This is a genomic window from Sphaerotilus montanus, assembly GCF_013410775.1.
In the GTDB taxonomy this organism is placed as follows: domain Bacteria; phylum Pseudomonadota; class Gammaproteobacteria; order Burkholderiales; family Burkholderiaceae_C; genus Sphaerotilus; species Sphaerotilus montanus.
In genome coordinates, this window is record NZ_JACCFH010000002.1 from 19,466 (window position 1) to 38,064 (window position 18,599).

General features: G+C 62.5%; 12 protein-coding genes. 4 read left to right on the plus strand and 8 right to left on the minus strand.

Annotated elements, in window-relative coordinates; genetic code table 11:
- Positions 1 to 8 precede the first annotated feature (8 nt).
- The 5 genes from BDD16_RS22160 to BDD16_RS22180 form a co-directional block, all read right to left on the minus strand.
- Positions 9 to 1,049, minus strand: coding sequence for a tyrosine-type recombinase/integrase (locus BDD16_RS22160; RefSeq protein WP_179636311.1), 1,041 nt, complete (start codon positions 1,047 to 1,049; stop codon positions 9 to 11).
- Positions 1,050 to 1,342: 293 nt separating this feature from the next.
- On the minus strand, positions 1,343 to 2,566 hold the full coding sequence (locus BDD16_RS22165; RefSeq protein ID WP_179636312.1) for a hypothetical protein: 1,224 nt from the start codon (positions 2,564 to 2,566) through the stop codon (positions 1,343 to 1,345).
- 6 nt (positions 2,567 to 2,572) lie between these two features.
- The gene (locus tag BDD16_RS22170) at positions 2,573 to 4,042 is read right to left on the minus strand and encodes a hypothetical protein (protein ID WP_179636313.1); all 1,470 of its coding nucleotides are present in this window, start codon (positions 4,040 to 4,042) and stop codon (positions 2,573 to 2,575) included.
- A 12-nt stretch (positions 4,043 to 4,054) separates the two neighbouring features.
- Positions 4,055 to 5,256, minus strand: a protein-coding gene (locus tag BDD16_RS22175) for an IS3 family transposase (RefSeq protein ID WP_375139092.1) whose coding sequence is annotated in 2 segments (ribosomal slippage) — positions 4,055 to 4,968 and positions 4,968 to 5,256 — 1,203 coding nt in all. Because the reading frame shifts where the segments join, the coding sequence is not laid out codon by codon here.
- 27 nt (positions 5,257 to 5,283) lie between these two features.
- The gene (locus tag BDD16_RS22180; RefSeq protein ID WP_179636314.1) at positions 5,284 to 5,979 is read right to left on the minus strand and encodes an ATP-binding protein; all 696 of its coding nucleotides are present in this window, start codon (positions 5,977 to 5,979) and stop codon (positions 5,284 to 5,286) included.
- 40 nt (positions 5,980 to 6,019) lie between these two features.
- Between BDD16_RS22180 and BDD16_RS22185 the strand changes: the two genes are divergently transcribed.
- A protein-coding gene (locus tag BDD16_RS22185; protein ID WP_375139092.1) for an IS3 family transposase occupies positions 6,020 to 7,221 on the plus strand; the annotation gives its coding sequence in 2 pieces (ribosomal slippage) (positions 6,020 to 6,308 and positions 6,308 to 7,221; 1,203 coding nt in all).
- Here the strand turns inward: BDD16_RS22185 and BDD16_RS22190 are convergent.
- Both BDD16_RS22190 and BDD16_RS22195 read right to left on the minus strand, forming a co-directional pair.
- Entirely contained in the window at positions 7,176 to 13,265 is a 6,090-nt protein-coding gene (locus BDD16_RS22190; RefSeq protein WP_179636315.1) for an RNaseH domain-containing protein, read from the minus strand. The genes BDD16_RS22185 and BDD16_RS22190 overlap by 46 nt on opposite strands.
- 19 nt (positions 13,266 to 13,284) lie before the next feature.
- A protein-coding gene (locus BDD16_RS22195; protein ID WP_375139092.1) for an IS3 family transposase occupies positions 13,285 to 14,486 on the minus strand; the annotation gives its coding sequence in 2 pieces (ribosomal slippage) (positions 13,285 to 14,198 and positions 14,198 to 14,486; 1,203 coding nt in all).
- A 142-nt stretch (positions 14,487 to 14,628) separates the two neighbouring features.
- Between BDD16_RS22195 and BDD16_RS22200 the strand changes: the two genes are divergently transcribed.
- Genes BDD16_RS22200 through BDD16_RS22210 form a run of 3 tightly spaced genes read left to right on the plus strand, consistent with a single transcriptional unit; the run spans position 14,629 to position 16,483 of the window.
- Positions 14,629 to 15,006, plus strand: a complete 378-nt coding sequence (locus tag BDD16_RS22200) for a hypothetical protein (protein ID WP_179636316.1) — start codon at positions 14,629 to 14,631, stop codon at positions 15,004 to 15,006.
- 56 nt (positions 15,007 to 15,062) lie between these two features.
- The gene (locus BDD16_RS22205) at positions 15,063 to 15,725 is read left to right on the plus strand and encodes a hypothetical protein (protein WP_179636317.1); all 663 of its coding nucleotides are present in this window, start codon (positions 15,063 to 15,065) and stop codon (positions 15,723 to 15,725) included.
- Positions 15,722 to 16,483 (plus strand): hypothetical protein, encoded by a 762-nt coding sequence (locus BDD16_RS22210; protein ID WP_179636318.1) that lies wholly within the window; start codon positions 15,722 to 15,724, stop codon positions 16,481 to 16,483. The genes BDD16_RS22205 and BDD16_RS22210 overlap by 4 nt, the downstream gene beginning before the upstream one ends.
- Positions 16,484 to 17,036: 553 nt before the next feature.
- Here the strand turns inward: BDD16_RS22210 and BDD16_RS22215 are convergent.
- Positions 17,037 to 18,413 carry a replication initiation protein gene (locus BDD16_RS22215; protein ID WP_179636319.1) on the minus strand — a complete coding sequence of 459 codons (1,377 nt, stop codon included), beginning with the start codon at positions 18,411 to 18,413 and terminating at the stop codon, positions 17,037 to 17,039.
- Between the last annotated feature and the right edge of the window lie 186 nt (positions 18,414 to 18,599).

Below are 18,599 nucleotides of genomic sequence, written 5' to 3' on the forward strand. Positions count from 1 at the left end.
TGCAACGATCAGTAATGAACCTTGAAGGTCGGCGAGTCCTGGGACCGCGACTGCCGACGGTCGTAGAGGCGGGTGGTGGAGATGTTGGCGTGGCCGAGCCACTCCTGTACCTTGGCGATGTCGGCCTGGTGATCGAGGGCGTTGGTGGCGGCCGTGGCCCTGAGAGCGTGGGCGCCGACCTCGAAGCCGAGCGCGGCGGTGTGGCCCCGCACGATCTTGTAGACCGCATCGGGCGTGAGGCCCGGGGCCTGATCGCGCCGGCCGCGCAGCGCCCGGAACAGCGCGCCCGACCCATCCGCCCCGTGTCCGGCCCCCTCCAGGTACTCGGCGATCAGCATGCCGGCGGCCGGGTGCAGCGGCACGTAACGGGTCTTGCCGCCTTTGCCCTGCACACGCAGGTGCATCACGCCGCGGCGCATCTGCTGGGCATCCTTCACCGACAGACGGCATAGTTCCTCGCGACGCAGCCCGTGGTAGAGCAGCGTCGCGAGGAGGGCTTTGTCTCGTTGGTCCTTGAGGGCGGTACTGCTTGCACCGTCGGCAGTGCTGGCCACACGGCCCGGCGCATCGAGCAACTGGCGCGCCTGGTGGTCGCCAAGCGCCGGGGTCTTGCCTTCGTAGGTCTCGATCGGCGGCCGGCGCACGCCTTTCACAGGGTTGTGGGTCACGGCGTTGCGGTCGCACAGGTACTCGAACAGCGAGGACAGGGCGGCGAGCCGGTGGCGCACCGTCGCCCCGCTCAAGGTCCGGCCCACCAGGTCGTCGCGCCAGGCGATCACATGCGCGCGGGTGACCACGCGGAACTCCTCGACCCGCTGCAGCCCGACAAAGCTTTGAAAGTCCTGCAGCGCGGTTTCATAGGCACGGCGCGTGGCGGGACTGGCCAGGTTGGCGAACCACTCCACTTCGGGTGGCACCTCGGCCAGGCGCTGGAAGGCGGCCTGGGTCAGCAGCGCGCCGCCGGCGCGACGGCCATCACCCGGCCGCACCGCCAGTTCGCTGCTCGGTCCACCGCGCTGCGCGCCCTCTGACCCCTGTTCGTCCGCCATGTCGCTCTCCGTCTGCTGTGCTCTTGATAACCTATTTTATCAATAGTAAAGCAGCAGGGGGTGGCCAGACCAACCGGCCAGCGACCAACCTGACCAGAAAGACGACTCGCCGGCCCCTGGCCGGCCTCCTATGCCGCCAGGTCACGCTCCGGCGGACAGGTCAGCCTGAGGCTGCTCAGCATTCTTGGCTACTTCACTTGGCCTCTTAACACGGTTGGCTGTTCCGTTGGACATCGGACCCCGAATACGCATGCTGATTCGTTCTCGCTGCAGGGCTCACCAAGGGACAAGCATCAGGGCGCATCTCGAAACAGTTCATCCATGGCCTGAACTAAGGCAATGATCGCGCCGGGGTCTGGACACTTCATGTGCGCCAGGTCGTTGCGGACCCTCGTGACCTTGAAGCAGATGTCGGCTGCAGCCCGTTGGTGGGGATCGAAAACCACCAGTTTGTTCTGCTGATCCAGCTGCATGTGAACGATGTCGTTGCACTCGAGGTCAGGGATCGCGGTCTCGATGACCCGGTCGCCTCGGGACGTCTTGCGCCTCACCCCGCCAGTTGGCGCAAGATAGACCTCCAGTGCTGGCGTCAGGATCGTCACGATGCGGTGTCGTCTTTCTTCCAGCCAAGGCATCAGAGCGTGAAGCGCAGCGCGCCAGTACCTCGATGCGATGGAGCGAACTGCGGCTTCCTGCATCGGCCCTTCGTGGCTGGCCAGATGCCACTCGTGCAGCACATGTGCCTGCACGTCACCATTGATCTCGGCGACGCTGCCGGTGTCGAACCGAGACTCGCGCCAGATGGCGTCAGTGGTCGACATCCGATGGGCGACAAGTGATAAGGATTGAGGTAGATCCAACAGGTCGTGTTCGTCCAGGCGCATGAGCTCTTCCGCGAAACCGGCATCGAAGCCCGCGAACTCGGCAACAAGGTGCTGGGTTAGCGCAGTGCTTCCAGGTCCCCGGCGACCGATCATCCGCATGCCCACGTAGGCCTTCATCTCCTCTGGGCTGAGTGCGCCACTGAATTGCACTTGCGACAACCCGGCCGTCTTTGGCCAAGATGCGCCCATATCGGTTCGCACGACCACCAAAGTCACGGCGCCGCGTGCCGAGGCGCCTTGCGAGGCCTCGGCGAAGTCCATCAGGTACTGCCTGCACTTGTCCACAGCACGTGGCGTTTTGGGCGCCAGGACGATCGTATGACGCTTGCCACTGGCATGGCGTGCCAGCTGGCTGGGACTCATGGTCGCCATCCCCATGTGGTGGCCCACATCAGATTCGATGTGCGATCCATCCTCAACGTTCAAGCGAACTGGCTGATCGGTGTCGGCGTGCGACGCCCGCAACGCGTGCTCGAACGCGTACCCGAAGCCCGTCACGGCCCGCCCTTGCGCACCGACGACGAGTGCACGGCTGTGGGCAATGGCGTGGCTGACCGAGTCGATGAAGCCCTGCGGGCCGGGGAGCATCCAGTAGATGGATGCGGCGATGGGAGCTTGAAATCGATCTTCCATGTCACATCACCCGATCAGCCGTTTGTACAGAGTGGGAACGTGCCAGGTGCCATCGGACCGCACCTGAAGCAGCCCCATCCACTGGAAGAACTCGAACTCGGCCTTGCCGACGATCGAGGTCCTGATCGCCTCTTCCACGCCATCTTCGGAACGACGCTCGCCGTCGATCAGAAGGAGCAGCTGCTCGATCTCTCGCAGATCGGCCGAGGCAAAGGCCTGCGGCAAACCTACGTTGGCGTAGAACGCCGCGAGGCTCGGCGCCAAATGACGCTGAGCCTCTTCCGCAGACTTCAGTGCCAATTCGACCGACAAGCCGCCCGTGCACAGGCGGTCCAGTTCACCGCCGAACCCGCAGGTGGCATCGAGCAATGCCTGCCGGGCCGGGCCGCTGTCGCGAAGAGACACATTCTGCTTCTGCTCGAACCTGTAGTAGACCGCGTCGTCGCCCCAGATCGGCACCGGCTCGATCCGCCATCCCTTGGGCGGCGAGCTCGTCGACTGTGGCCCATAGAGGCGCTGCGCGAGCTCCCAAGCCAGGTCCGGGCTGGCGATCAAGGCGAGACGAATCGTCGCCAACCGCTGGCGCTGGGTGGGGTCCGGCGACGCAGCTTTGTTCGACAAAGAGCCCGCCAGGACCGCGTAGCCATCGACTTCGGCTGAACGCCATGATCGGGGCGGCAATGCCACCAAGCGACGTGTCGGGGCGTTGTCCGTCAACCGGCGCGCGCGTTGCAGGTGTGTCCGGGCGTTGTCCGGGCTGGAAAAGAGCTTGACCTCGTACACCGCGTCCTGGCCCAACTCCCACTCCTTCTGGAGCTTGTCGATGGTGTAAAGGCCCGAGAGCTGATTCCCTACCCAAACGATGAGATCGGTGTCGGCCCCCCGCAGCAGACTACGCACCCAGGCACTCGGCATCGGGAAGACCTTCTCATCGCGGCCCTGCCGGATGATGAGACGACTTTCTCCTGGGATGCGGTTCTCCGTCGGCTTCTCGCTTGCCAGTTCCTCGATCTTGCGCAGAACCCGGTCACGGGTCCCGAGCATCGTGGCGATGTGGGGTGTGCGCAGACGGAATCGATTGCCGTTGCGCTCCAGCACCGTGAGCTTTTCCATTTCCTCGAGCAGCGCCTCGTAGGCCGCGCCGTTGGTTTGTTGAAAGTGCTCTGGGGTGTACGCTTGGCAATGGTCGCGGATCTCGGTCGTGGTCAAGCCCAACGAGACGCCATGTCCAGAGTTCTCGTAATAGACGTCGGCCAGGATGAGGGCAATCGCCTTGTAGCGCTTGTCGAGGTCGAGGTTCAGTTCGAACTTCTTCTGGATCTCACGCAAGAACTCATCGTCTCGCTCGACCGCATCCAAATCGACGGCTTCGACCACCGTCGGGGGTGCGGCCGTGCCCCGCTTGTTGTACAGCCGGGTCACCAGGTTCTTGCAGTACAGCTGAATGAAGGCGGGGTAGAAGTTGCACAGCGCCATGATGTGTCCTGGTCAAGTTATTTCGCACAGCCCGATAGGTTGTGTGATTGCCGATTGATGCTCGAAGGCATTGGGTGGCAAGTTGCCCAGTGTGGAGTGCAGACGCACGCTGTTGTAGAAGCTGACGATGTAGTCGGCGATGTCGCTCGTGGCCTCGGCATGGTTGGCGTAATCGCGCTGCCAGACGCGCTCCATCTTGAGGTTCAGGAAGAAGCGCTCCATCACCGCGTTGTCCCAGCAGTTGCCCTTGCGGCTCATGCTGCCGACCAGGCCGTGTCTGGCCAGCAGCGCCTGATGCGCCGCGCTGGCGTACTGGCTGCCGCGATCCGTGTGGACGATCAAGCCCGGCGCAGGTTGGCGCTGCACGATGGCCAGTTGCAACGCCCGGCACACCAGCCCGGCCTGCATGTCCGGGGCCATCGCCCAGCCCACCACCTTGCGCGCAAACAAGTCCAGCACCACCGCCAGATACAGCCAGCCGCTGCGCGTGCGGATGTAGGTGATGTCGGCGACCCAGGCCTGATCGGGCCGCGTCGGGTTGAACTGTCGGGCCAGCACATTGGGCGAGATCGGCAGCGCGTGTTTGCTGTCGGTCGTGTGCACGAACTTGCGCTTCCACGTCGAGCGCAGACCATGCTGGCACATCAAACGGCGCACGCGGTAGATCCCCATGACGATGCCACGCGAGGCCACCGCCGTGCGCAGCCGTCGGCTGCCGTACGCCCCGCCGCTGGCCGCAAATGCCGCCTTCAGTTGCACGCTGGCCTCGCACACCGCCGGCTGCATTCGGCTGCGCCTGCGGGCCGCGTAGTAGCCCGAGCGGCTGATGCCCAGCACCCGGCAAACCTGCTCCACCACCGCGGCCTTCTCTTGCAGTTGCCCGACGAGCTTGAAGCTCATCGCAGTTCCCGGGCAAAGAAGGCCGATGCTTTTTTTAAAACTTCTACGTCGCCCCGGAGTTGCTTGTTCTCGGCTTCGAGCTGGCGGATGCGCTGGTGCTCCGCCGTCAACGGCTTGCCGATGCCAGGCTGCCCCAGCTGTTCCGCATCGGCCTGTGCCAGCCAGCGCCGCACCGCCGTCTCGCCCAGCTTCATGTCCCGGCAGACCTCGCCAATGCCCAGGCCCTGCGACCGGATCATCTGCACGATCTGCAGCTTGAAGCTCGCGTCAAAGACTCTTCGTTTCGTGTTCGTCACGTTCGTTGTCCAGGTGATTTCCACCTATCGGTGTGTGCGAAATCATTAGACCAGGACAATGCGCAGCGGCAGGTTCTCCGACCCCTTGGGGAAGTAGAAGCCCAAGGCGCCAAGCGGTCGAGTGATGAGTTCGATCCCGTTGAGGATGTCGACGTTCGTCGAGAACGGTTGAAGCGCGATCGATTCAGCTTTTCCGAGCACGGAGTTGCCATCCGTCGTCATGCGGGTCAGGTTGTGCAGGCCAGCGATGACGTACCGCATTTGGCAATGCGTGCGGACCTGGTCGCACAGCGCTTGAAGCCCCGTGATGAACAATGCCTCGCCGTTCAAATCCTCCCGCATGACCTCGTCGGCCTCGTCGATGAGCAAGTAGCACGCGTTGGTGGCCGCGCGCCCACTCACGACTTCGGAGCTGATCCAGTCTCGAATGGCCTCGGGGCTGTTCAGGTCCCCCTTGGCGCCGTCAATGAACTTGGCCTTGACCAATCCGTTGTAGATGGTCCTCCAAGCAAACAGGCGGTGGTTCTCGCCGAAAGAGGCCGTGTCCAGGCGCGTTTCCAGCGGAATGTAGATGGCCATCTCGCCCTGCCCGTGGGCACCGCTCATCTCCAATTGCTGCCGGGAGTCGTTCTGGATCTGGTCCAGCAAGGATGACTTGCCCAACCGCCGGCCACCATAGAGCACAGCGGCGCTCTTGACGCCGCGCAGCAGCTTCAGTTCAGCCTTGCGCCCGAAGAACATTGTCCTGGTCTAATGATTTCGCACACACCGATAGGTGGAAATCACCTGGACAACGAACGTGACGAACACGAAACGAAGAGTCTTTGACGCGAGCTTCAAGCTGCAGATCGTGCAGATGATCCGGTCGCAGGGCCTGGGCATTGGCGAGGTCTGCCGGGACATGAAGCTGGGCGAGACGGCGGTGCGGCGCTGGCTGGCACAGGCCGATGCGGAACAGCTGGGGCAGCCTGGCATCGGCAAGCCGTTGACGGCGGAGCACCAGCGCATCCGCCAGCTCGAAGCCGAGAACAAGCAACTCCGGGGCGACGTAGAAGTTTTAAAAAAAGCATCGGCCTTCTTTGCCCGGGAACTGCGATGAGCTTCAAGCTCGTCGGGCAACTGCAAGAGAAGGCCGCGGTGGTGGAGCAGGTTTGCCGGGTGCTGGGCATCAGCCGCTCGGGCTACTACGCGGCCCGCAGGCGCAGCCGAATGCAGCCGGCGGTGTGCGAGGCCAGCGTGCAACTGAAGGCGGCATTTGCGGCCAGCGGCGGGGCGTACGGCAGCCGACGGCTGCGCACGGCGGTGGCCTCGCGTGGCATCGTCATGGGGATCTACCGCGTGCGCCGTTTGATGTGCCAGCATGGTCTGCGCTCGACGTGGAAGCGCAAGTTCGTGCACACGACCGACAGCAAACACGCGCTGCCGATCTCGCCCAATGTGCTGGCCCGACAGTTCAACCCGACGCGGCCCGATCAGGCCTGGGTCGCCGACATCACCTACATCCGCACGCGCAGCGGCTGGCTGTATCTGGCGGTGGTGCTGGACTTGTTTGCGCGCAAGGTGGTGGGCTGGGCGATGGCCCCGGACATGCAGGCCGGGCTGGTGTGCCGGGCGTTGCAACTGGCCATCGTGCAGCGCCAACCTGCGCCGGGCTTGATCGTCCACACGGATCGCGGCAGCCAGTACGCCAGCGCGGCGCATCAGGCGCTGCTGGCCAGACACGGCCTGGTCGGCAGCATGAGCCGCAAGGGCAACTGCTGGGACAACGCGGTGATGGAGCGCTTCTTCCTGAACCTCAAGATGGAGCGCGTCTGGCAGCGCGATTACGCCAACCATGCCGAGGCCACGAGCGACATCGCCGACTACATCGTCAGCTTCTACAACAGCGTGCGTCTGCACTCCACACTGGGCAACTTGCCACCCAATGCCTTCGAGCATCAATCGGCAATCACACAACCTATCGGGCTGTGCGAAATAACTTGACCAGGACACATCTCGGGAGGCACAGGCCGACCGCCGTAGTCGTCGTACGGGTTGTTGTTGAAGGTCAGTAAGCCGACTTCCATCAGCTTGCTCACCCTCTCACCGGGGTGAACCGCCAGGTAAGCCACCAGATCGTCGTCGATTAGGATAACAGGGTGGTCTCGGCTGATGGCCGACCGCTTGGCCAACGACAAGCTGGTGCGGGCGAGAACGAACGTCGGCGTGGACTGCGCGCACTCTGTGATGACCTGACCGAACGCTTCTGTCGACGGTTGGTGCTTCAACACGAAGCCTTGGAGGTGGTTTGCCGCCGACCCCAGGCTGGGCGGAATGAACATGCCATTGCCGGAGCGATCGCTTCCCAAGAAGGTTTTCGTCGGCAAGAAGAAGGCCAGGCGCCCCGCCTGTGCAGGACCGTGCATCGGCGTCGGCGCTTCCGCCGTCCCCAATCCCCGGAAGAATGCGGTCAGAGGAGCGTCCAGTTCGGTGACCTGACGAGCGGCACACAGCGAGATCCAGTTGACAATGAAGGCAGCCGCATCCTCGCGCTGTTCGGTGCTGAGGCGAGACACCCATTCCATGTCCATCGGACTGGAGGGCTGTCGAAGAACATCTGCAAGGTGTTCGAATGGGCGGTGACCTGCACCGGAAGCCTTGAGGGACGCCTGGAACTCCTCGTAGTCGTGCGCCGTATTGACTGCCTCGAGCCGCAGGAGCGGAAGCCTGTCCTCCCGGAGCAGCGCGAACGCGTTGTGAGCCACACGAATGCCGGACGGGCTACCGTCCTGCAGCATCTGACGAATGCGTTGGATCTTCTCCAGCAGACGGGCGTGGGTCTGAGGGTCCGGATTCTCCTTCGCCGCCTTCTCGCTGAAGCTGTTGATGTCGTCCTCGAGGCGCTCACGGCTCTGCTGGATGCGACCCGCGAGCGGCTCAAGAACGTGGTGCCGCAGCAATGCACGGGTGTGCGGGTAGTCCGTGTACGGTGTCGGCACAGCTGAGATGCTGCCAATCTCCTGAGCGACGTTAGCACGCGTCAGTGCTTCGATCGCCTTGAGCATGCGGCTGGCTTCCACCTCGGCAAGGGCGCCGAGCGACATAGCGTTCATCGTCCGTTGCCGAGCATCGGTCAGATCATCGGCGAACTGACTTCGCTGCTTGCGCTGGGCCGCTTCGTTCGCGGTGTGCACGGACCCCGCGACAGCCCGCGGCAACCGGAGCTCGATCGCGCGCGCAGGAAGGAGTCGGCCGTTGTCGCGATGCCCTTGTGCCGCCCGCTCAAGGAGTTCGGTCAATGCTTTGGAACCGGGGGTGGCCCGGCGTTCAGCAAGCTCGTCCTCGATCGCATCCACCTCAGGGAAGATCGCCCATGGGTCGATCAAGGGAGTGGATGCGTCATCGTCGGCATCGAGACGAACCGCCAAAGAAGGTCGGAATTCGGAGTCCAGCGGCAGCTGAAGCAGGAGCAGTTGCTCCTCGTCTGACAGCGCCGCTGGAAGCGCCTTGTCGTCCATCATGCGCAATGCGCCAGCCAAGACATCTCTCGCGAGGTCGCGGTGGATCTGCTCCACCGTGTGGGAGAACGACAGGTCCTGCACATAGTCCAGGGCCGCTTGAAGGTCCTTGTAAAGGTGAACGAGGAACTCCACCAGGTTCTTCGGCAGGTCCGAGTTCGATTCCCGCTGGCTGCGATCGACTAGGTTGAAGAAGTCCTGGATGAACTTGACCGTGATCTCCAGATTCGTCGCCAGGTAGTCGCGCGCCGGCCCTTCAAAGGCACGGCGACGTCCAGTGCGATTGCGCAGGTCACTCAAGGTGCCGGCCAGCTTTTCAACGTACTTGCGCACCTCTGGGAGCAGCTTGCGGGCCTGTTCATCCGCACCTCTTGCGATGAACCCCAAGCACTTGCCCAGCACCAGTCCATGTCGATCGTCGAACATCGCCCGGTGCATCTCGACGTAGTCGAATGCAGTCCAGTGGGTGTAGATCGATGCATCGCTGGGCCAATTTGCAGCCCGTTCGCGTTGTCGCATGACCTCGGCATTCAGTGACTCGGTGACGCCAACGCGCACGGCAGACATCGTCTCCCGACTCAGCATCAGGCTCGTGCTGTTGAGCGAGGCCAAGCGCTCGACCAAGTTCAGCAGAGGCTTGTGCTCGCTGAGTCGGGGCCTGACCTGAACCAGGATCGCCCATCTCGCTGTACCTTCATGCCCTTCGAAGAGCATCGCGATCAGGCCGGCTCCGATAATCCCGATCGTGCTCGCCAATGCGGAGCACGGCGCGCTCTGTGAAGCCAGAGTCGACTCTGCGGTGCCGCCTGCATCCAAATAGGCCTGCAAAGCGGTCGACAGTCGAGGCTCCACAGCGGCACGTGACGACAAGCCAGACAGCACCGTGAGCATGGACGACCATGCGATCGTGTGAATCGCCAGCTCTTCACCAGGGATCAGCGCCTGCAAGCCCTGAATACTTGCTTGTGACAGGGCCCAGTGTCGTGCCTGGACGGTCCTGGCCAGGGTCGTCAACAAGTCTTGCGGGTTGGGACGCTCTGCCGTGGTGTCGACGTCGACGTCCTCGACTGGTGCTTCGTCCGACTCGGCGTACGAGTCTGGCTCGAGAGGGTGGATGGCGTCGGCGGATTGGGGCGAACTCGAGTCTTCGACCGGCATCTCGCCGATCGTGCTGGCGTTGCCTGCAGCATCTACATGCGACGGCCCGGTGATGGGCGGTTCATCTGCCTGAACCTCTGCCTCGACTGTGGCCGTTTCTGTAGCGTCTGTTGATGAGGGCGCGGGACATTCAACGACAGCCTTGCCAGAAGCACCCGTGCCTGGATCAGTTCCTTCTCGGTCATCCGTGTGCTCGACGACCGCTTGCAGATCAACGCTGACCAAGGGGACCGGCTGCGCTGAAACTTGAACGGAAACGGGAACGGGCACGAGCACGCTGATGTTCGCGGTCGAGGCCTCTGGCGCCTGTGGCGCCGCGACGGGATCGGCAGACGGCACCGCCTCCAATCCGGTACCCTCGGACGAGTCGATCAGCGGACGTGATTGACAAAGGATCGGGCATGCACAGAGCCGATCGTGGAGGCGCTTCTGCAGCTCATCAAGTTCGGCGATGGCCGAAATCATCAGCGCGGATTTGCGCCGCGTGCGATCCATTCCTGACAATCCCTGTAGTTCAGGAACACGTGACGATTCCACATCTTCAATGCGGGTGAGTGCTTGAAGTGCCGCGTCGACAGCGACCTCGACGTTGCCGATGGTCGAATCGAGTGACGCTAACGAAGCGTCGTCGACGGAAGTGAGGGCTTCCGCAGGCGTCACCACCGCGAATGCCCCAGAGCGTTCCGGCAAGCACTCTGGGGTAATCCGTTCCAGGGCGGTGCGGGCACGCACGACGATCTGGGACAGGCGATCGATCAGCTGCAAACGGAACAGCTCCAGTTGCTGTGCGGCGTGAATGGCTTGGAGCTTTTCCGCGTGGAGCGCTGCAAGCCGATCGAGTTCTTTCTCGATCGATACCCGGACGCCCTCAAAGTCGGCTTGACCAGGCATCAGCAACCCCGCCAAGCGAAGCAGCTTGGCGAGTTCACCCTGCTCGCCTGCCGCGTCCCCAGCTTCTGCGGGTGTTATCACCGCAGCGGAAGTGCGATTCGCGGGACTCCCCTTCAGGCTGGAAATGGCTTGAACAACTGCGTGCCTCGGCATGGGTGGCTCCGATTCGGTCGGCGGGGTGTGTACGTGGTCACGCGAATGTGTTGGGGCGACGACGAGGGCATGGATTGGCGCGGGTGAAAAAACTTCGGATCCCGCAGGCCCCGATCGGGCAGGCGATTCGCCTGCGCCCAGGGCGCCGAGTTCGGTGCGTGGTCCCTCAGACATCACCTCAATGGGACTTTCGGGGGCAGGTAACGCGCGGCGAACCATATCCGGCATCTTCTTGATGCCCTTTTGGCGAAGTTCGAGCGCTTGGATGACCGCTTCATTGCAGTCCGTAAAGAACTGCAAGGCTGCCAATGACATTGGGCCCAGCGCGTTGGTGTTCATGGCCACGAGCAGGGTTTCAGACTGAACCCTGAAGGGGTAGTGGGCGAGCATCACCAAAGTCCAAGCGATGTCTTCGTCGCTGCCGTTGTCAACCATCCAACGCGCCATCGGCTCGCAGTCTTTGCTGGTGACTGCTTCGATCTCCGGGAAAGTCTTCTCCTCTTTCTCGAGCTCTGCAACGTACTGCAGGAAGAACTCAGTCGACCGATAGAAGACGCGTGAGTTGGCTGGAAAGAGTCCAGCGGTATCGACGGAGTACAACGACTGCGGAATTCGCAAGCGATTCATCAACCAGTCCGGGAACCCGGCGGTGGACGGCGCGGTGCCCTTCGTCTTCCGAAAACCAAGGTCACCCTGCGTTTGCCAGAACCGCTTGATGGCGCGGCTGTCCGGCCAAGCACTTTCTGGAACGACCGTTTTTCGGGTGACGAACCATGGAAGATCCACGATGACGCGGACGTTCCCGCAGAGCATGTCCTCGTAAAGCCTTCTGCAGACCGGCCCAGAGCGCCTCGAATACACTTTTGACACTGCGCGCGATGAATACCATGCGCGCGCCAGACGCGCGTCGCTGGGCTTCAATTCGTCCCCGTCGTCCTGCCGTGCAGCATCGAAGACAACGGTCGCAGTCTGGGACACGTCTCCTTGAAAGGTTTGCTTGTCCTGCATGGCCTCACCGCTGCCGTCCGAAGTCGCGGCCGCTTCGCCCAAAACAGTCTTTTCGACGTCACCCAGGTAGGTGTCGACCAACCGCGTCTTCGTCTCACCATCCTCGTCGGGCGTTGGATCGGTGTCGTCGGGTTCCGGTGCCTCGGGCGCATGGTCCGGGTACCGGATGATGTAGTCCTGCACTTTGGCCGCGAAGAACAAGGGCGCCGGCGACGCAGTCCATTCGTCGTAGTGGGCATAGCCGAGGCGCAGTCCCATCACCAGCCTGGCGATGTCGTCCGACACTGCATCGTTGGGACATGCGAGCACAGTGACCTCAAGCGACGCTGGCAGTGCCGCGTCGTCCTTCGAAGGTGACACTGTTTCCCAGTCGAAGCGCTTGCCTTCCTTGTCGTCTGTGCCGTCCGTGTCGAGGGGTTTCATACGGCGCCGCGTCCGATAACAAGACATGCCGCGTAGGATCTGAACGGTCTTTCGGTATCCCATGACCATCAGGTAGTGGTGAGGGCCCACCCCTGCCTTCGCCGCACTCCCTTCGGCTTCTGATGCGTTGATCTCAACGATCGACTTCAGCGTCGTGGTATAGGTTTCCTCGACCACATCGCCCGTCGGCGCCAGCGCAGGCTCGTTTTTCCAGGCCTCGTAGAGCATGGTCGAGCGCTTGCGAAGCGACATCGTGGCGTCGCGGTTGGAGCGCAGGCGAACGAAGGTCATCTTCGGGCAGGCCGACGCCAAGTTGACGCCATCGAGCATCACGCGAGGGGCATTCCCTGCGACGAGATTGCTGTCGTTGATGCCAGACCACAGTCCACCGACGGTGGACCAGTCGATCAAGACGACGGCGCGGGGATCGGATTGAGCGAGCTCGCCCAGCACCGATTTCACCTGGCCGGCAAAGTTCTCTTTGACCCACACCTCGTCGCTGGTGATCTGGCGCTGTGATCCGAGCCAGCGGAGGCCTTCATTGAGGGGAACCCAGGCTTTGCGCACTGTCTTGTTCGCAGTTCGATAGGCGAACTGGACTTCGGTCGTGCCCGTCGCAATCACCAGTCTGGTGAAGAGCAGAAAACTCACCGACGATTCGCTGGTGAAGTTCTTGGCCCGCGACCGCACGACCTGGATCCCGTAGATGGCATGGGGCAAGGGCGCCGGCAGGCGGGATGCGGCAAAGGCTTGCGTGCCCAGAACGACGCCCGAATGGGCCATGAACACATCCAAGAGCGCACTCTGAAGGCGATGAACGAAGTTCTGTTCGTCTGGCTTCTGGCTCTTCCAGTCGATCTCGATCGGCAAGATGTGGTGGACATTGGCATCAGCCATCGAGCACATGGTGTCCTGGTCAAGTTATTTCGCACAGCCCGATAGGTTGTGTGATTGCCGATTGATGCTCGAAGGCATTGGGTGGCAAGTTGCCCAGTGTGGAGTGCAGACGCACGCTGTTGTAGAAGCTGACGATGTAGTCGGCGATGTCGCTCGTGGCCTCGGCATGGTTGGCGTAATCGCGCTGCCAGACGCGCTCCATCTTGAGGTTCAGGAAGAAGCGCTCCATCACCGCGTTGTCCCAGCAGTTGCCCTTGCGGCTCATGCTGCCGACCAGGCCGTGTCTGGCCAGCAGCGCCTGATGCGCCGCGCTGGCGTACTGGCTGCCGCGATCCGTGTGGACGATCAAGCCCGGCGCAGGTTGGCGCTGCACGATGGCCAGTTGCAACGCCCGGCACACCAGCCCGGCCTGCATGTCCGGGGCCATCGCCCAGCCCACCACCTTGCGCGCAAACAAGTCCAGCACCACCGCCAGATACAGCCAGCCGCTGCGCGTGCGGATGTAGGTGATGTCGGCGACCCAGGCCTGATCGGGCCGCGTCGGGTTGAACTGTCGGGCCAGCACATTGGGCGAGATCGGCAGCGCGTGTTTGCTGTCGGTCGTGTGCACGAACTTGCGCTTCCACGTCGAGCGCAGACCATGCTGGCACATCAAACGGCGCACGCGGTAGATCCCCATGACGATGCCACGCGAGGCCACCGCCGTGCGCAGCCGTCGGCTGCCGTACGCCCCGCCGCTGGCCGCAAATGCCGCCTTCAGTTGCACGCTGGCCTCGCACACCGCCGGCTGCATTCGGCTGCGCCTGCGGGCCGCGTAGTAGCCCGAGCGGCTGATGCCCAGCACCCGGCAAACCTGCTCCACCACCGCGGCCTTCTCTTGCAGTTGCCCGACGAGCTTGAAGCTCATCGCAGTTCCCGGGCAAAGAAGGCCGATGCTTTTTTTAAAACTTCTACGTCGCCCCGGAGTTGCTTGTTCTCGGCTTCGAGCTGGCGGATGCGCTGGTGCTCCGCCGTCAACGGCTTGCCGATGCCAGGCTGCCCCAGCTGTTCCGCATCGGCCTGTGCCAGCCAGCGCCGCACCGCCGTCTCGCCCAGCTTCATGTCCCGGCAGACCTCGCCAATGCCCAGGCCCTGCGACCGGATCATCTGCACGATCTGCAGCTTGAAGCTCGCGTCAAAGACTCTTCGTTTCGTGTTCGTCACGTTCGTTGTCCAGGTGATTTCCACCTATCGGTGTGTGCGAAATCATTAGACCAGGACAGCAACCCCTGCCGGTCCTTCCCCGGTCTGCCAACCCCGCATGGTCTGCCACCCTCTCTTGGCAGGGAGGAGGCAGGTTCAAACCTGTTTGGAAGGAGCCGTCATGGCTGACACCCTCGATTCCGGCACGCCCGCCGGAAATGCACCCGCGCGCCCTTCGGCCGCGACCTCGATCCCCTCGGACCCTGACCTCCATCGTCCCAACGGACATCCGCTGCCCGTGGACGCCCTGCGCCGCGGCTTGGCTTTGCTGCTGAGCAACGTTGCCCTCGACCTCGACAACCTGCGCGAGTTGATCTCCCGTGCGGAGCCTGGGGATCCATCGGTCCACGCGGTCCTTGGCGATCTGCTCGCCGTCAGCGCCTGGCGCTGCGATGTCGGTGCCCGGCAAGCCGATCCGAGCACGCCACTGCGCCGCACGGACGCGGAACACTTCCTTGAACCCGAACTGCTGCGTGCGCTGGGGCTTGGTCATGCGTGATGCATCGCCTGCCCTTCCTGAGTTCGCCGTTTGCTGCTTGTTCCTGGAGTTCTGCCATGTCTGTTTCTGATCTGAATCTGTCCTCCCCGATGGGGTCCGCTGCACGTCGTGCGGTGGTGGTTGATTTCACCCGCGATGTCGATCAGCGGCCGCTGTGTGGCCACGACATCGAGAGCTTTCGGGCGTCTGTCGGTCTGTCACGCGCTGAGTTCGCGATGGCCATGGCGCTCATGCCGAACCAGTACCGATCCACTGTCCAAGACACCCGCGCCTTGGCGCTGGACCGGGAAATCCTGCTGCGGCTGTACTTCGTCAGTCCGGGTCCGGCTGCGTGGCAGAGTTGGACGCTGGGGGAGGCGTTCGGTGAATGCTACGGCCCACTGTTGCGCAGCTTCGAGCTGCCGGCTCACCAGGCGAAGGCACGGGTGATGCTGTACCGACGCTTCACAGCGATCATGGGTCGCTCGGCGGCACGTGGCCTGTCGTGGTTCGACGGCAACCAGGGTCACAGCTTGCCGGTGCGGCGGGTGCTGGGCAAGCTCATAGAGCTGGCTTCACCTCGCGAGGTGCTGGAGGCGATTGCGGCGAGGTCTTATGCAGTGCGCGGACTGGATCTGGAGTTGATCGCGCCGCTGCCGACCATCGAGTCGGTCAGTCGGGTGCGCTGCGGTCGCTCACCCAGGGTTCGCCTGACGAACCTTTGCGGGGACCAGTCATGAACACGGCGGTTCAAAGGCACACGCACTCGGGCACGCCCTCGGACACCCAACCTCACGCCCATGCCCAACTTCAGCAGCATCACCTGAAGGACCACATGGCGCTGGAGGCGTATGCGCTGCTCGCGCGGTCACCCGCGGGCGTACAAGCGGGCGCACTCACGGCGCCACTGCCAGCGGTGCTTCATTTCATGGAGCATGCGTTTGTCTTCGACGGCCTGACGCCGCGACCCGACCTGATCTGGGGGACGTGGGGCTGGTCTTCGCATCGGCGTGGGCAGGCACTGAGCAGCCGGTTCGCGGATCGGCATCACCAAGTGTCGATCCCTTTGCGGTTGTTCTACTGCATGCCGGGCGCGACGGATATCCATCAGACGATGTCGGTCCAGCAGATTCAGGAAACCGGGCTGCTCAGCCTGACGCGGCTGACTGCAGTACCAAAACGCGCGCTTCGCGAGCGCTGGCTGGACCGGGTCGGGCAGGAGTGGGGAGCCGACAGGCGCCGGGCGGTCGTGGACTGGTCGGTCGCGCAGTTGGCGGTGGAGTTTGCGCGGTATGCGCAGGATTTGCTGCGTGGGCCGCAGGACCTCGGGCTGAGCCGAGACGTGGCACTGACGATGGTCGTGCATCCAGTACGGCCGGGGCGGCAGGATCGGCATGCGCCACCGGAGCCGCCTATCTTGATCGCGTCGGCGCGGCGGGATCCGGCGCGCATCACGCGCTGTGACGCGCACTATCTGGCGCAGGCCGTGGTGGTGTGACCGTGGGAGGCAGGGCTGCCCTGCCTCCATCACAGACCCACGCCCCTGTAGTGCAGATGCACGCGCGCTCGGGTTCCCTTGAACAGGATACGCACGGGAGCCCCAGGCGCCACTGCGCGCATTCCGGCAGGCCCTGACCAGGGCCTGTTTGTTTGGCGAACCGCCATCAACCTTGTTGGACACAAGGTCCATCAGCAACACCGGCGACGTCCCGCTCTGGGAGCAGCCACTTGCAGCAACTGCGCCACGCCAGGGTCCCACAGGGAAATGTGAGCCACTTTGAGGTCGGTATGGGACTGCGTACCCATACATCCGGTCGAACATGCCTAAAAATTAGGCACTGAAAGCCGAACCGAGGCGTGACAAGGACTTGCGCTCGGCACACACCGCTTGTTCACAGGGTTATCCACCGAGACGGTGGACAACATTCAACCGGATGATCAGGGGTCGCGCGGCGTACTGCGAACGGTCACCCAACCGCTTTCCGTGCATCGACAAGCATGGCAGCTTCTGACCTGAATGGCTGCGTTTCGGCAGCGCTGCCATCGCATGGCTATTCATTCAGTTCTTGCCCAGAACTCCTATCTGTACTGGGATAGCGGTTCCATGACTCACCATGTACAGCTGTAGCATACAGCCTCACGATCACCGAGCCGAGCAGTCCGTGCAACACGTCACCTTGAGCTGCGCGACGAACGATCACGGCACTGAGGGTACCTTTAGATGACAGTTCCTTGATCGCTTGATCGACCCAGACCTTACGCTCGGAAACTGGCAGCGCCATAAGCTCCTGACGCACTTCGGCAATCTTGGCATTCATCCAATCAGCTTGAACCCGCGCATCGACTTCTTGGCGCGGCATAACTGGATTTTTTATGAGAGCAGGCTTGACTGCTGCGGCAATTGTCACCGGATTTACTGAAACGGATGGCTCAACAACGGCTGCAGCATCAGTACGCAGTAGCGTACGCAGATATGAATAAGCATCGTCAACGGGTAACAGGCGGTTGTTGGCGATGCGCCGTTCCAACACGTCGAGCTTGACTCGAACGGCAGCATCATCAAACTCGGTCAGCAACCCGTCCAACTTGATCTCTCGAATGCCAAGAGATTCGGCTCGCAGCACCAAGTTCGCATCTACCGGACTGGCGGTGACAGTCCCCCCCCTAAGTGGGGCGCGTTTGCGACGGACGGCGAACTGTACCTCGGTAACTGTACGTCCTTGGCGATGTTCGATCAGTTCGATCTCAATGTCAGTTTCCCGATTAATTTCGTCAAGTGCTGGTTTTACGCGCTCGGACTTGAACTTGCGCCATTCGCGCCGCTCCGAGCCTCCAGGTGCTTGGTTCAATGCATCCGTCCACCAGTCAATTGGCTTACGACTTGTCACACCTGATGGATTGTCCCGGTAGCGGGCGCATATCTCGTAGAGTGCCATGGCCGTGTACGTTCCTAACCGCGCTAACACATCCAAATCGAGACTGGCCCAGCGCAGCGGCTCACGCAACACCCCCATGATGGACGGGGGATAGGACCACGCAACCCAGTTCTCGCCGTTGCGTACTTCGATCGCTACCTCAGACAGCATCGAAAACCCCCTCCACTTGACACTGTCTCCTGGCGCGGTCGACTCCCAGTCAACTTCTAGGCCACGCATTTCCCGTAAGTAACGTTTGGCTGCCGTCCGATCCTCGCCGGATGAGCCAGTCGTTCTCAGCAGTGCAGGCAGGGGAGCTTCAAACATGTAGTCAGCCTTGGGCATAGAGTCCATAGCCACTAGCCGAGATTGAGCAACCTGAAGCATTGCGTTGTAGAGGCGTCGCCCCGTTAAGGTTACCCGCCGCGATCGAGGAATCATGACGATCATCTCGTGCGGCTTGCGAAGTTCCGGGCCATCGGAAGCAGCGTCCCGGCATTCAAGGGTGTTCATGGGCAACGATGTGAAGTGTGTCGCAATGATATGTCCAACGCATCTTGGACACAAATCCGGAAAAGAGCAGATGGCGACAGCAGAACGCACCTATCCCGGGTAAAACCTGGACACTTTGGAGGATGAGACCCGTCCCAAGCACACACTCTCTTCCGGGTAAGGCCTGGACATTGGTGCATGCACAGC

What these genes read in the sequence shown, in the direction of transcription:
- BDD16_RS22180 (WP_179636314.1), bottom strand. Translation starts at nt 5,979, where the DNA reads ATGTTCTTCGGGCGCAAGGCTGAACTGAAGCTGCTGCGCGGCGTCAAG.
- BDD16_RS22160 (WP_179636311.1), bottom strand. Translation starts at nt 1,049, where the DNA reads ATGGCGGACGAACAGGGGTCAGAGGGCGCGCAGCGCGGTGGACCGAGC.
- BDD16_RS22190 (WP_179636315.1), bottom strand. Translation starts at nt 13,265, where the DNA reads ATGGCTGATGCCAATGTCCACCACATCTTGCCGATCGAGATCGACTGG.
- BDD16_RS22215 (WP_179636319.1), bottom strand. Translation starts at nt 18,413, where the DNA reads ATGAACACCCTTGAATGCCGGGACGCTGCTTCCGATGGCCCGGAACTT.
- BDD16_RS22200 (WP_179636316.1), top strand. Translation starts at nt 14,629, where the DNA reads ATGGCTGACACCCTCGATTCCGGCACGCCCGCCGGAAATGCACCCGCG.
- BDD16_RS22210 (WP_179636318.1), top strand. Translation starts at nt 15,722, where the DNA reads ATGAACACGGCGGTTCAAAGGCACACGCACTCGGGCACGCCCTCGGAC.
- BDD16_RS22205 (WP_179636317.1), top strand. Translation starts at nt 15,063, where the DNA reads ATGTCTGTTTCTGATCTGAATCTGTCCTCCCCGATGGGGTCCGCTGCA.
- BDD16_RS22165 (WP_179636312.1), bottom strand. Translation starts at nt 2,566, where the DNA reads ATGGAAGATCGATTTCAAGCTCCCATCGCCGCATCCATCTACTGGATG.
- BDD16_RS22170 (WP_179636313.1), bottom strand. Translation starts at nt 4,042, where the DNA reads ATGGCGCTGTGCAACTTCTACCCCGCCTTCATTCAGCTGTACTGCAAG.